Below are 13,454 nucleotides of genomic sequence, written 5' to 3'. Positions count from 1 at the left end.
CGTTCATTATTTTTCGCTTTCGACGAGCCCCATGATTTCGACACGCACGCCGCAACAAGCCCTCGCCGCCCTGCTCGATCGCTATCAACCGCAGCGCTTGCTGCTGGTGGGTGCCAGCCAGATCCCGGCAGTGGATGCCTTCCTCGCGGCGCATCCGGACTGCGAGCTGTTTCATGCCGACGCCGGCGCTCTGCCGGCGGAACTGGCCGGCCAGCGCTACGACCTCGCGTTGCTGGCCGACTGCCTGGAACACCTGCCGCGCCGCGAAGCGCAGCAACTGGTGGGCGGTATCCGCAATCTCAACAGCAGCCGCGTCGCCGTACTGGTCGACCTCGACGCTGCCCAGGCGCAGGACGCGGACTTCTACGCCCTGGCCATGCAGGCCAGCGAGCGCTTCCAGCGCGACGCCCAGGTGATCACCCTGTTCACCTACGATCTGCACGAATACAAACAGGTTCCGGACTGGCTCAACGCGAAGTTCTGGGCCAACCCGGAAAACTTCGGCAAGTACTGGTGGTGACCATGACCGAACCGACCTGTCCCTGCTGCAGCGGCCGCCCGCTGCCCGACTGCTGCGGGCGCTTCCACGCGGGCCTGGCCGCGCCAACTGCCGAGGCGCTGATGCGTTCGCGCTACAGCGCCTATGCGCTGGGCCTGGTGGATTACCTGCGCGATACCACGCTGCCGGCCCAGCAACCCGGCCTGGACCTGGACGCCATCCGCACCTGGAGCCTGGGCAGCACCTGGCTGGGCCTGGAGGTGGAGAGCCACGAAGTGCTCGGCGGCCAGCCGGAGCACGCGCGGGTGGCCTTCATCGCACGCTGGCATGACGCCGGCGGCGAGCACAGCCACCACGAGTGCTCGGGATTCGTCCAGCGCGACGGCCGCTGGTACTTCCTCGACCCTACCGTGCCGATGAAGCTGGGGCGCAACGATCCCTGCCCCTGCGGCGCCGGCGGCAAGCTGAAGAAATGCTGCGGTCCCTGGATTGAGTAGGACAGGATCGAGTGAGGCGCCAACTCGCCCCCCTTGGGGGCATTCGGTGTCTGGGCTAGAATCCGCGCTTTTTTCCGGGACGGCAGTGATTCGCCGCACCGGCTACCCCTGCCGGACCTCGCCATGCTGCTGACCGTTCTCTACATCATCGCCATCACCGCCGAAGCCATGACCGGCGCACTGTCCGCCGGCCGGCGCAGCATGGACCTGTTCGGCGTGGTGCTGGTCGCCTGCGTCACCGCCCTGGGCGGCGGTTCGGTGCGTGACATGCTGCTGGGCCACTACCCGCTGACCTGGGTGCGCCACCCGGAGTACCTGGCGCTCACCGCTGGCGCCGCACTGGTCACCGTGTTCATCGCACCGCTGATGCGCCACCTGCGCTCGATGTTCCTCGCGCTGGACGCCGTGGGCCTGGTGGCTTTCACCCTGATCGGCTGCCAGGTCAGCCTGGAGATGGGCCACAGCCTGCTGATCGCCGCCGTGAGCGGGGTGATTACCGGGGTATTCGGCGGCATCCTGCGGGACATCTTCTGCAACGACGTGCCGCTGATCTTCCGCCGCGAGCTGTACGCCAGCGTGTCCTTCGCCAGCGCCTGGTGCTACCTGATCTGCCTGCAGATCGACCTGCCCAAGGAGCAGGCCATGCTGATCACCCTGTTCGCCGGCTTCCTGTTCCGCATGCTGGCGATCCGCTTCCGCTGGGAAATGCCCAAGTTCGTCTACCAGGACGATCCGCACCAGGGCGATTGATCAGTCCTGCAACTTGAGGTGGCTGGTGTCCGGCGCAGGCCCGGCCGGCTCGGTCTTGGCCTGGCCCATGTCGCTGCCCACCGGGGCGACGCTGAACTGGCTGAGATCCACGCGCGGCGCCTGGGCCTCGGGTTTCTCGTCCTGCAGGTCGGCACCCACCGGGGCAAGGCCGAAGTCCGGCGCCTCGACATCAGCGAAAGCCGCCATGTATTCGTCACGCGGTGCGACCTTCAGGCGACCTTGTGGCGCACCCGGCGGAACCGCGGCAGCAGGATGAGGCGGAGCGGGCACTGGTTCCGCGGGGGGCGGCGGCGCCAGTTCGATCTCCTCGATCTGTGCGTCCATGTCGACCACTTCGACAATCGCACCGGCACGCTCGATGACACTGCGGTATTTCTCCGCCGCCTCGGCATCGAGGTTGTTCTTGATCACCATGCGCCGCCCGGAGAACAGCAGCGCGATACGCTGGGCGTCGGCCTGGAACAGCCTGGCCAGGTTGGCCTTGACGGTATCCAGCTGCGCGCCCGGCACCACCTGCCCCGAGAAGGCTATCTCATAACGGCTCATCATCACTCTCCTGTGTTAACCCGCCGGTTACATTCGGCCAGTATGGTGCAGCTTCTTTTAACGTAACAACAACTTGCGGCCGAGCAGGTGCTTGGTACACTGGGGCGTCTTGAGGGGTAGACATGAATTATCAGGCGCAAATGATAAGAATTTTCAGCCTGTTCTGGCTGTTCAGCCTCGTTTCGGGCTGCGGCTGGATGGCAGGTGATTTCGAGCAACCCGACGTGAAACTGCAGAAAGTCGACGTCGTGAAAGCTCGTTTGCTGGAGCAGGAATTCGTCCTGCATTTCCGCATCGACAACCCGAACGATTTCAGTCTTCCGGTTCGCGGCCTGGCCTACAAGGTCAAGCTGAACGATATCGATCTCGCCGAAGGCGAGTCGAATAACTGGTTCACAGTGCCGGCTAACGGCCATGAAACCTTCGAAGTGCCGGTGACCACCAACCTGTGGCGGCACATGAAATACATCGTCAAGCTGCTGGAAGACCCGGACAAGCCGATCCGCTACCGCCTCGATGGCGAAGTGAAGACCGGCCTGCTGTTCGGACAGAGCGTGCACATCGCCCGCAATGGCGAGATAATTCCCGGCGATTTCATCCCCGAGTGAGCGTCACCATGAGCCAGGAACCCCACGTACACGGTCCGAACTGCAACCACGACCACGATCATGAGCACCACCATGACCACGGTCACGTGCACGGCCCGCACTGCAACCACAGCCACGAGCCGGCGCGCAATCCGCTCAAGGACGTGGGCCGCAACGATCCTTGCCCCTGCGGCAGCGGCAGCAAGTACAAGAAGTGCCACGGCGCCTGATCCAGGCTTCGAGCACTACCCCGAGGGCCCGCCGAGCGCGGGCCTTCTGCTGTCTGGCCCAACTATTCGTCGGCTGCTGCAATTCCCGGCCCGCGCGGCTTGCGCAGGCCCCGGCGGCTCACTAACGTAGCGCGTTTCAAGCGACCTTTTCCAAGCGACCTCTTTGTGCAGGAGCACATCTCCATGGCCCCGCGAGCCTTCCGCCGGCTTCCTAGCTTCGGCCTTGCCGCCACCGTCACTGCCGCCGTCAGCCTCACCGGTTGCCAGGGCTGGCTCAACGACCGCTACGCGGGCAGCCTGCCGCCAACCTACGGCGTGCAGCCGATCAAGGGCCTGGCGGACAACGTATCGATCCGCCGCAACAGCCTGGGGATGCCGCTGATCGAGACCAGCACCTTCCACGACGCGCTGTTCACCCTGGGCTACGTGCACGCCAGCGACCGCATCAGCCAGATGGTCGGCCTGCGCCTGATGGCCCAGGGGCGCCTGTCGGAAATGGTCGGCCCCGGTGCCCTGGAGACCGACCGCTTCATGCGCACGGTGAACCTGAAGAAGGCCGCCGATGCGCTGTATGCCGGCGCCTCGCCACGCCTCAAGCGTTTCTTCGAGACCTACGCGCGCGGCGTCAATGCCTACCTGTACCGCTACCGCGACAAGCTGCCGATGGACCTGGCCGAGTCCGGCTATCGTCCCGAGTACTGGAAGCCGGAAGATTCCGCACTGGTCTTCAGCCTGCTCAACTTCGGCCTGGCGGTGAACCTGCAGGAGGAGATCGCCTCCCTGGTGCTCGCGCAAAAAGTCGGCGCCGACAAGCTGCCCTGGCTGACGCCGATCTATCCGGATGAAGCACTGCCCTTCGAGGAGGCGGAGAAGCTCAAGGGCCTGCGCCTGGATGGCAAGATCGCCGGTCTGGAGCAACTGGACAAGGCCGCGGGCCAGATCGCTGCGCTGCAGATGATGGGCGTCGCCGCCTCCAACAACTGGGCGATTGCCCCGCAGCGTACCCGCAGCGGCAAGAGCATCCTGGCCAACGACACCCACCTGCCACTGTCCATGCCCTCGGTGTGGAACTACGTACAGATCCGCTCGCCGAAATACAACGCCGCGGGCGTCTCCATCGCCGGCGTACCGGGTGTGGTCGCCGGTTTCAACGGCAAGCTGGCCTGGGGCATGACCATGGTCATGGGCGACAACCAGGACCTCTTCCTCGAACAGGTGAAGCGCCAGGGCAGCAAGCTCTACTACCTCGCCGATGGCCAGTGGAAGCCGGCTATCGAACGCAACGAGACCTTCTTCATCAAGGGCCAGAGTCCGGTCCGCGAGGTCATCTACGAAACCCGCCACGGTCCGCTGCTCAACAGCGCGCTGGGCGAGCGCAAACACGATCTGCAGCCGCTGCCGCTGTCCAGCGGCTACGGCATCGCCTACCAGAGCATCCAGGGCGAAACCGACCGCACCCTCGACGCCTTCTTCGACCTGTCCCGGGCGAAGAACGTCGAGCAGGCCTTCGACGCCACCCGTGACGTACGCGCGATGGCGCTGAACATCGTGTTCGCCGACGAGAAGCACATCGGCTGGCAGGTCACCGGACGCTTCCCCAACCGCAAGGAAGGCCGCGGCCTGCTGCCCTCTCCCGGCTGGGATGGACGCTACGACTGGGACGGTTTCGCCGATCCGATCCTCCACCCGTCCGACCAGGACCCGCAGCAGGGCTGGCTGGGCACCGCCAACCACCGCAGCGTGCAGCCCGGCTACGGCGCGCAGCTGTCCAGCTCCTGGTATTACCCGGAGCGTTACGAGCGCATCGCCCAGCTCGCCGGCGGCAGCAAGAGCCACGACTACCGCAGCATGATCGCCATGCAGTACGACCAGACCACGCCCTTCGCCGGCAAGCTGCAGTCGATGTTCGACGCACCCGGCATGGCACAGCCGCTGAAGAAGGCCATCGACGCCCTGCCCGCCGACCAGCGCGCCCGCGCGCGCGAAGCGCTGGACCGGATCATGGCGTTCGACGGCAAGCTCTCGGCCACTTCCGCTGATGCGGCGCTGTACGAGGCCTTCCTGCAGGAGAGCAGCAAACAGATCTTCCTCGACGAACTGGGCCCGGAAGACAGCCCGTCCTGGAAAGCCTTCGTCGAGACCGCCAACCTCTCCTACTCGGCCCAGGCCGACCACTTGCTGGGCCGTGACGACAGCCCGTTCTGGGATGACACCCGCACCCCGCAGAAGGAAGACAAACCGACCATCCTCGCCCGCAGCCTGGCCGCCGCCACCGCCTTCTGCGAACAGAAGCTGGGCAGCGATCGCCGCGCCTGGCAGTGGGGCAAGCTGCACACCTACGAGTGGGTCAGCGATAGCACCAAGATGGCGCCCAACCTCAGTGCCGGCGAGCGCGCCAGCCTGGGCGCGATCAAGGGCTACCTGGACCGCGGCCCCTACCCGGCCGGCGGCGACCACAGCACGCTGAACGTCTCGGCCTACCACTGGGGCCAGGACTTCAACACCTGGCTGATCCCGGCCATGCGCATCGTCGTCGACTTCGGCCAGAGCGAACCGATGATCGGCCTCAACAGCAGCGGCCAGTCCGGCAATCCGGCCAGCCCGCACTACGCCGACGGTATCGACGCCTGGCTGAAGGGCAACTACATGAGCTTCCCCTTCCAGTCGCAGAACCTGGAGAAGGTCTACGGCGTGAAGCGCCTGACCCTGGTGCCGGAGAAGTGATGATCTGAAAAATATTTCCGGGAGCCGGGAACTTGCTTCCCGTCCCGGAATCAGAATTGTCGACTTACTCCATGATCATATTCAGGCACCCCTTGGGTGCCTTTCTTTTTTCCCGTCTCTGCTCCGCTGCATTTCTTTCCTGCAAGACCTTCCCCGGCTGGTAGTCCCCTGCATCCTTTCCCAGGAGTCATCGCCATGTCCGAATCCCTCATCGTCATCACCGGCGGTCCCGGCGCCGGCAAGAGCACACTGCTCGATCACCTGCACCGCCATCACGGCCTGAACATCGTCGAGGAAGGCGGCCGCGCCATCATCCGCGAGCAACTGGCCAGTGGCGGCGACGCGCTGCCGTGGGCAAACCGGGAGGCCTTCTGCCGGGAAATGTTCGAGCACGCGCTGACGACTCGTGAGCAGGCGCTCGATAGCGGTGGCCTGTGGCTGTTCGATCGCGGCCTGCCGGATGTGCTGGGGTATGCGAGGCTCTGCGGCCTAGCGGTTCCGGAAGAACTGCAAATCGCCGCGCGGAAACTGCGCTACGCGCGGACCGTGTTCCTGGCGCCCGCGTGGGAAGCCATCTACCGCAACGACGCCGAACGCAGGCAGGACTTCGCCGAAGCGCAGCGAACGGCGGCGATGATGGCCAAGGTGTATGAGGAATTGGGGTATCGGCTGCTGGAGCTGCCGCTGGGCGGTCTGGAGGAACGCGCGGAATTCGTCTTGATGCGCTGCCTTTTGTAGGAGCGAGCTTGCTCGCGAACCTCCCGCCTCGGGGCCGAGCCAGACCGTTCGCGAGCAGGCGCGCTCCTACAGGCTCTTCGTTCCAAGAAAAAACCGGGCCTTGGCCCGGTTCTTCATGAAGCGGAGCGCGAATCAGGCTTTGGGCAGGGTGACGCCCGTCTGGCCCTGGTACTTGCCGCCACGGTCGCGGTAGGACACTTCGCAGGCTTCGTCCGACTGCAGGAACAGCATCTGCGCCACGCCTTCGTGGGCGTAGATCTTCGCCGGCAGGTTGGTGGTGTTGGAGAACTCCAGGGTCACGTGGCCTTCCCACTCCGGTTCCAGCGGGGTCACGTTGACGATGATGCCGCAGCGCGCATAGGTGCTCTTGCCCAGGCAGATGGTCAGCACGTCACGCGGGATGCGGAAGTACTCGACGGTGCGAGCCAGGGCAAAAGAGTTCGGCGGGATGATGCAGACGTCGCTGTTGATGTCCACGAAGCTCTTCTCGTCGAAGTTCTTCGGATCGACCACCGCCGAGTGGATGTTGGTGAACACCTTGAATTCGGCGGCGCAGCGCACGTCGTAGCCATAGCTGGAAACACCGTAGGAAATCACCCGGCTGTCATCGGCACCACGAATCTGGCGCTCGACGAACGGCTCGATCATGCCGTGCTCCTGAGCCATGCGGCGAATCCACTTGTCCGATTTGATGCTCATGGCGGGTGTCCTGTGCGGCGGTTGAAAAAGAACGCGAATCTTACCGGGCGTCACAATTTCCAGCAAAGGGTGCGGCCGGATGGTCGACGCTAGCGGGTGGATTTCCGTAACCTGCAGCACATTGACTCATGGAAGAGGCCAGGCATGCTCGATCATTTTTCATCCACCCTGTACCTGAAGCTTTCCCGCCACTGGATCAGCGGAGTGGTGCTCCCGTCCGGCGAAGCATTCGCCGAACCGCCGCTGCTGGCGGTGCGCTATGAAGGTGGCAAACCCAAGGTCCTTGCGGCCGGTGCCGCCGCCCAGCAGTTGCAGGGCCAGGACGGCATCGAGATCGTCAACGGCTTCGACCATCCCCGCTCCTTGCTGGCGAATTTCTCCTTCGCCGAGATGACGCTCAAGCTGCTGGTCGGCCGACTCGTCCCCAGGTCTCTGCTCAAGGCCGCGCCGGTGTTGATCCTGCACCCTCAGGAGCTCCTCGAGGGCGGGCTGACCCAGGTGGAGGTCCGCGGGCTGTATGAGCTCTGCCGCGGGGCCGGAGCACGCAAGGTTCGACTCTGGACCGGGCGCGAGCTCAGCCAGGACGAACTGCGTAGCGGTCAGTTGCCTGCGGGCGATGGAACGGAATGGCTTCCGTAACGCCTCAGGGTCGCCAGTCGGTGCGCAGCTTGCGCTGCTCCACCGAGAAGCGCAGCCAATCCTCGGCGTAGCCGTCGGCGCAATTGCACTCGGCGCCAGGCACAGCCTCGCGCACCAGACGCAGGTCGACGCCATCGACGGACTGACGCAGCACCAGGCTGCTGGTCTTCAGCAGGCCTGCCACGGCGCCGGGGTCGCCCAGGCGTTTATCCACAACCTGCAGGGTGGCCTGGTCCAGCAGCAGCGCATCCACCACCGGCAGGCCGGGGCGGTTGTCGCGTACTACCAGCAACAGGCCGAGGCCGCCCCCCATGTCCAGCAGCGGCACTGAGTCGCAGGCACTCTTCGGGCTGCCGAGCGGCCCGATGGCGTGGTACAGCGCAGGCGGCAACGGCAGGGTGACGAAGGAAGCATCGGCGGGGCGCGCCTGCACGACCATGTCGTCTTCGAAGGCGTCACCCGAGGCGGAGCGGAAGTCCAGAATCACCGGCTTGCCGCCGATCAGGCACTGGGCCTGCCAGTTGGCGGAATCTTCGTCGGCGCCCCGTGCCACTGAGCCGGCAAGCCCCAGGCACACCGCCAGCAGCCAGCCAGCGGCGCGTTTCGCATCCTTGCGCATGGCAGTCCCTGCGTATCAGTCGTCGCTGATGGAGATGTTCGGCATGTCCGGCGCGGCCTTCTCGCTCAGGGCGATGCGGGCGCCGACGCAGCGGGCCATTTCCTGGTAGATCATCGCCAGCTGGCTTTCCGGGTCGGCGATCACAGTCGGCTTGCCGCCGTCGGCCTGCATGCGGATGGCCATGGACAGCGGCAGCGACGCCAGCAACTCGACGCCGTACTGCGCAGCCAACTTCTCGCCGCCGCCTTCACCGAACAGGTGCTCGGCATGGCCACAGTTGGAGCAGATGTGCACCGCCATGTTCTCGACCACACCCAGCACCGGGATGTTGACCTTGCGGAACATCTCCACGCCCTTCCTGGCGTCGAGCAGGGCCAGGTCCTGCGGGGTGGTGACGATGACCGAGCCGGCCACCGGGACTTTCTGCGCCAGGGTCAGTTGGATATCGCCGGTACCCGGCGGCATGTCGATGACCAGGTAATCCAGGTCGTTCCAGGCGGTCTGGGTGATCAGCTGCAGCAACGCGCCGGAGACCATCGGGCCGCGCCACACCACCGGCGTGTTGTCGTCGGTGAGGAAGGCCATGGACATGACTTCCACGCCGTGGGCCTCGAGCGGGATGAACCACTTCTGCTCGCGGATCTTCGGCCGGGTGCCTTCAGGGATACCAAACATGATGCCCTGGCTCGGGCCATAGATATCCGCGTCGAGGATGCCCACCTTGGCGCCTTCGCGGGCCAGCGCCAGCGCGAGGTTGGCGGCGGTGGTGGACTTGCCCACGCCGCCCTTGCCGGAGGCCACGGCGATGATGTTCTTCACGTTGCTCATGCCCGGCACCTGGGCCTGGGCCTTGTGCGCGGCGATATGGATTTCCACCTTGACCTGCGCCGAGTCGACGCCATCCAGCGTTTCCAGAGCCATCTGCACGGTCTGCGCCAGGCCATTCTTGAACAGGCCGGCGGCGTAACCCAGCTCCAGGGTCAGCGCAACGCGCCCGCCCTGGATGTCCAGCTCGTGCAGGTAGCCGGCGTCCAGCAGGTTCTGGCCGGTGTGGGGGTCGTTGATCTGGCGGAGGACGGCCTCCACCGTGGCACGGGTAACGGCGCTCATGGGTACTCCCGATGAAAGACTGAGCAGAATGGGCGGGTATCTTACGCCTGTCGTCGCGGCCTTGCTCGGGATCATCGGTCGCAGGTCGGCGTTCGCGAGCAAGCTCGCTCCTACAAAGAGCAGGCAGGAGCGGCACGCACCTGTAGGACCCAGGGGGGGGGGGGCGCCCAGCCCTTGCTCGCGAACAGCCCACGCGCCTGATGTGCGCAGACGTACTCATCCCTACAGCCAAGCGGCCCACGGATGAAAATTTCGCCCCGGCCCTATATAGTTGCCGATTCCCTCGTTTTAACCGGAACGGCCGATCATCATGTCCGAAGCCCGCAAGATCCTCGTCACCAGCGCCCTGCCCTACGCCAATGGTTCGATCCACCTCGGTCACATGCTGGAGTACATCCAGACCGACATCTGGGTTCGCTTCCAGAAGATGCGTGGCAACCAGGCGGTGTACGTGTGCGCGGACGATGCCCACGGCTCGGCCATCATGCTGCGCGCCGAGCGCGAAGGCATCACCTCCGAGCAACTGATCGACGGCGTGCGCGCCGAGCACATGGGCGATTTCGCCGACTTCCTGGTGGAGTTCGACAACTACCATTCGACCCACTCGGAAGAGAACCGCGAGCTGTCCTCGGCCATCTACCTGAAGCTGCGCGACGCCGGCCACATCGCCACCCGCCCGGTGACCCAGTACTTCGACCCGGAAAAGCAGATGTTCCTGGCCGACCGCTTCATCAAGGGCACCTGCCCGAAGTGCGGCACCGCCGACCAGTACGGCGACAACTGCGAAGCCTGTGGCGCGACCTACGCGCCGACCGAGCTGAAGGACCCGAAATCGGCCATCTCCGGCGCCACCCCGGTGCTCAAGGAATCGCTGCACTACTTCTTCAAGCTGCCTGACTTCCAGGCCATGCTGCAGCAGTGGACCCGCAGCGGCGCCCTGCAGGAATCGGTGGCCAACAAGCTCGCCGAGTGGCTGGATTCCGGCCTGCAGGAATGGGACATCTCCCGCGACGCGCCGTACTTCGGCTTCGAGATCCCCGACGCGCCGGGCAAGTACTTCTATGTCTGGCTGGACGCGCCGATCGGCTACATGGCCAGCTTCAAGAACCTCTGCGCGCGCCGCCCGGAACTGGACTTCGACGCCTACTGGAAGCAGGGCTCGGACGCCGAGCTGTACCACTTCATCGGCAAGGACATCGTCAACTTCCATGCGCTGTTCTGGCCGGCCATGCTCGAGGGCGCCGGCTACCGCAAGCCGACCGCGCTGAACGTGCACGGCTACCTGACCGTCAACGGGCAGAAGATGTCCAAGTCGCGCGGCACCTTCGTCAAGGCGCGCACCTACCTGGATCACCTGGATCCGGAATACCTGCGCTACTACTACGCGTCCAAGCTGGGCCGCGGCGTGGACGACCTCGACCTGAACCTCGAGGACTTCGTGCAGAAGGTCAACTCCGACCTGGTCGGCAAGGTGGTCAACATCGCCAGCCGTTGCGCCGGTTTCATCCACAAGGGCAACAACGGCCTGCTGGTGGACGCCAACCCGGCGCCGGAACTGGCTCAGGCCTTCAAGGACGCCGCGCCGAGCATCGCCGCCGCCTACGAAGCCCGTGACTTCGGCCGCGCCATGCGCGAGATCATGGCCCTCGCCGACCAGGCCAACGCCTGGATCGCCGACAAGGCGCCGTGGTCGCTGAACAAGCAGGAAGGCAAGCAGGACGAGGTCCAGGCAATTTGCGCCCTGGGCGTGAACCTGTTCCGCCAGTTGGTGATCTTCCTCAAGCCGGTGCTGCCGAAGCTGGCCGTTGCCGCCGAAGCCTTCCTCAACGTCGCCCCGCTGAAATGGGCCGACCACGAGCAACTGCTGGCCAATCACCAACTGAACCCGTTCAACCCGCTGATGACCCGTATCGAGCCCGCGAAAATCGAAGCCATGATCGAAGCCTCCAAGGAAGACCTCCTCGCCAGTGCCCCGAAACCCGCCGGCAATGGCGAGCTGACCAAGGACCCCCTGGCCGCGGAAATCAACTTCGACGCCTTCGCCGCCGTCGACCTGCGCATCGCGCTGATCGAGAAGTGCGAGTTCGTCGAGGGCGCCGACAAGCTGCTGCGCCTATCCCTGGATATCGGCGACGAGAAGCGCAACGTGTTCTCCGGCATCAAGAGCGCCTACCCGGACCCGAGCAAGCTCGAAGGCCGCCTGACCCTGTACGTGGCCAACCTGGCCCCGCGCAAGATGAAATTCGGCGTCTCCGAAGGCATGGTCCTGGCCGCCGGCCCCGGCGGTGAAGAGATCTACCTGCTCAGCCCGGACAGCGGCGCCAAGCCCGGCCAGCGCGTCAAGTAAGCATCGGACGGCAAGGAGGCCATCGATGAAACTGCACCACCTGGCAGCGCTCGCCCTGAGCGCTGCCCTCGCCGGCTGCGGCGCTTCCTCGGAGCACAGTGCCGGTTCCGGCGCCGCTTTCCAGGGGGAGGCAGCGAAAGCCGGCACCTTCCTCGCTTACGAACACCAGGTCGGTATCCGCCTGGCCAGCGAGCGCATCGACGCGCAACTGGCCGCCTCCCGCGATGCCTGCAGCCAGGACCGCTTCGGCGCCTGCGAGCTGATCGCCATCGAGCAGAGCGGCGACAGCCAGATGCGCAATGCGCATCTCGTGGTTCGTGTCGTCCCCGAGGGCGTGGAAAAGCTCGTCGCCCTCGCGGCCGAAGGCGGCCAACTGCAAAGCCGCCGCACCCAGGCCGAAGACCTCGCCCAGGCGGTGAGCGACAACCAGCAACTGCGCGAGCGCCTCGAGCGTGAGTACCAGACCCTGCAAGGTTTCCAGGGTCGCAAGGACATGAGCGTCAGCGACCTGCTGGCGCTGGCCAAGGCCACCGCCGAGGTCGAGCAGCAACTGCACGCCGCCCGCCAGGATGCCGCCCAACAACAGCGACGCATCGCCACCAACCTGCTGACCCTGGACTTCTCCAGCGAATACCAGCCGACCGGGCGCTGGTCGCGCATCGGCAGGGCCTTCGGCAACTCGCTGGACGAACTCACCGACGGCACCGTCAACGCCATCCAGGTGGCTGCCTACGGACTGCCGCTGCTGCTGGTGCTGCTGATCGCCGGCCTGATCCTGCGCTGGCTGTGGCGCAAACTCGGAACCCGGCGCGCCACGAAGCGAGCTGCCTGACACGAACTCCGCGCCTTCGGCGGGGCTGCCCCAGGCCCTACTGAGCGTCCTCGCAGTCCACATCGCCGCCGCCCAGGTGCTCGAAGCCTTCCAGGTAGAGGCAGGAAGCATCCTCGGCGCAGTCTTGCAGCGAGGCATTGCTCAGGTTTTCCCGTGAGGTCGGGTCTTCCAGGTTCACCTCGGGGAAGATGTCCGCCACTTCTTCCGCGGTCATGATCTTGTCGAAGGTGACGTTGACCGACTGCAGACGGCCGTACTCCCAGTCCAGGTCCACGGCCGTGATATGCGGATTCAGCTGCCGTGCCAGGGCTTCGGGCAACTGCGGACCGGCGTAGCTGAGGTCGGTGTCATGGCAGGCATCGCCCCAGTTGCTCAGCTTTCGGCTGGCGGCGCAGCTGAACTGCGCGTCGGCGTGACCGCTGCGCTGCTCCAGCAGGCAGGCGAAGTCAGCGACATTCATGCGCGGCCAAGCAACCAGGTCAGCGCTGGTGAAGGGTGCGGCCGAGGCCAGAGCACTGGAGAACAGCAGGCAGAGGGCGGTAAAGCGTCCGGACAGGGGTATGCGCATCGCGACTTCCGTGAGGGGAACCGATCGGGTTCGGCAGCCGTTGATGTT

At 65.3% G+C, this 13,454-nt stretch carries 15 protein-coding genes; 10 read left to right on the top strand and 5 right to left on the bottom strand.

Features of this window, described 5'->3' with window-relative positions:
• The first annotated feature begins 31 nt into the window (after positions 1–31).
• The 3 genes from L6D89_RS10400 to L6D89_RS10390 all read left to right on the top strand — a co-directional run bounded on the left by L6D89_RS10400 (position 32) and on the right by L6D89_RS10390 (position 1,746).
• Positions 32–520: a DUF6231 family protein gene (locus L6D89_RS10400; RefSeq protein ID WP_236199611.1), complete on the top strand. Its 489-nt coding sequence runs from the start codon at positions 32–34 to the stop codon at positions 518–520.
• A gap of 2 nt (positions 521–522) precedes the next feature.
• Positions 523–996 carry a YchJ family protein gene (locus L6D89_RS10395; RefSeq protein ID WP_236199610.1) on the top strand — a complete coding sequence of 158 codons (474 nt, stop codon included), beginning with the start codon at positions 523–525 and terminating at the stop codon, positions 994–996.
• Between the two features lie 123 nt (positions 997–1,119).
• Positions 1,120–1,746: a trimeric intracellular cation channel family protein gene (locus L6D89_RS10390; protein ID WP_236174736.1), complete on the top strand. Its 627-nt coding sequence runs from the start codon at positions 1,120–1,122 to the stop codon at positions 1,744–1,746.
• On the opposite strand, the gene L6D89_RS10385 is transcribed toward L6D89_RS10390, so the two are convergent.
• Entirely contained in the window at positions 1,747–2,313 is a 567-nt protein-coding gene (locus L6D89_RS10385; protein ID WP_236199609.1) for a hypothetical protein, read from the bottom strand.
• A gap of 122 nt (positions 2,314–2,435) precedes the next feature.
• On the opposite strand from L6D89_RS10385, the gene L6D89_RS10380 reads away from it, so the two are divergent.
• From L6D89_RS10380 to L6D89_RS10365, 4 genes are all read left to right on the top strand, one after another.
• A complete protein-coding gene (locus tag L6D89_RS10380) occupies positions 2,436–2,921 on the top strand; it encodes an LEA/WHy family protein (protein WP_236174738.1) in 486 nt (161 codons plus the stop codon).
• A gap of 8 nt (positions 2,922–2,929) precedes the next feature.
• A complete protein-coding gene (locus L6D89_RS10375; protein ID WP_236199608.1) occupies positions 2,930–3,130 on the top strand; it encodes an SEC-C metal-binding domain-containing protein in 201 nt (66 codons plus the stop codon).
• A 183-nt stretch (positions 3,131–3,313) separates the two neighbouring features.
• Positions 3,314–5,854 (top strand): penicillin acylase family protein, encoded by a 2,541-nt coding sequence (locus tag L6D89_RS10370; protein WP_236199607.1) that lies wholly within the window; start codon positions 3,314–3,316, stop codon positions 5,852–5,854.
• 195 nt (positions 5,855–6,049) lie between these two features.
• A complete protein-coding gene (locus L6D89_RS10365; protein WP_236199606.1) occupies positions 6,050–6,592 on the top strand; it encodes an AAA family ATPase in 543 nt (180 codons plus the stop codon).
• 132 nt (positions 6,593–6,724) lie between these two features.
• Here L6D89_RS10365 and dcd read toward each other — a convergent pair whose 3' ends face one another.
• Complete coding sequence (dcd, locus tag L6D89_RS10360; protein ID WP_017521037.1) at positions 6,725–7,291, bottom strand: dCTP deaminase; 567 nt, start codon at positions 7,289–7,291, stop codon at positions 6,725–6,727.
• 144 nt (positions 7,292–7,435) lie between these two features.
• Here dcd and L6D89_RS10355 point away from each other — a divergent pair, with 144 nt between their 5' ends.
• Positions 7,436–7,930, top strand: coding sequence for a rod shape-determining protein (locus L6D89_RS10355; RefSeq protein WP_236199605.1), 495 nt, complete (start codon positions 7,436–7,438; stop codon positions 7,928–7,930).
• Positions 7,931–7,934: 4 nt separating this feature from the next.
• Here L6D89_RS10355 and L6D89_RS10350 read toward each other — a convergent pair whose 3' ends face one another.
• Together L6D89_RS10350 and apbC are read right to left on the bottom strand one after the other, a co-directional pair.
• Entirely contained in the window at positions 7,935–8,549 is a 615-nt protein-coding gene (locus tag L6D89_RS10350; RefSeq protein ID WP_236199604.1) for a hypothetical protein, read from the bottom strand.
• 15 nt (positions 8,550–8,564) lie between these two features.
• Positions 8,565–9,659: an iron-sulfur cluster carrier protein ApbC gene (apbC, locus tag L6D89_RS10345; RefSeq protein WP_236199603.1), complete on the bottom strand. Its 1,095-nt coding sequence runs from the start codon at positions 9,657–9,659 to the stop codon at positions 8,565–8,567.
• A gap of 310 nt (positions 9,660–9,969) precedes the next feature.
• On the opposite strand from apbC, the gene metG reads away from it, so the two are divergent.
• Positions 9,970–12,006: a methionine--tRNA ligase gene (gene metG / locus L6D89_RS10340; protein WP_233298246.1), complete on the top strand. Its 2,037-nt coding sequence runs from the start codon at positions 9,970–9,972 to the stop codon at positions 12,004–12,006.
• A 25-nt stretch (positions 12,007–12,031) separates the two neighbouring features.
• On the top strand, positions 12,032–12,838 hold the full coding sequence (locus tag L6D89_RS10335) for a DUF4349 domain-containing protein (protein ID WP_236199602.1): 807 nt from the start codon (positions 12,032–12,034) through the stop codon (positions 12,836–12,838).
• A 37-nt stretch (positions 12,839–12,875) separates the two neighbouring features.
• Here the strand turns inward: L6D89_RS10335 and L6D89_RS10330 are convergent, their stop codons facing one another.
• The gene (locus L6D89_RS10330) at positions 12,876–13,406 is read right to left on the bottom strand and encodes a hypothetical protein (RefSeq protein WP_236199601.1); all 531 of its coding nucleotides are present in this window, start codon (positions 13,404–13,406) and stop codon (positions 12,876–12,878) included.
• Positions 13,407–13,454 lie beyond the last annotated feature (48 nt).

The organism is Pseudomonas pseudonitroreducens (assembly GCF_021603645.1).
Lineage (GTDB): Bacteria > Pseudomonadota > Gammaproteobacteria > Pseudomonadales > Pseudomonadaceae > Pseudomonas > Pseudomonas pseudonitroreducens.
Note: the sequence above shows the minus strand (reverse complement) of the source record. Positions and strands in the feature narration are given on the sequence as shown.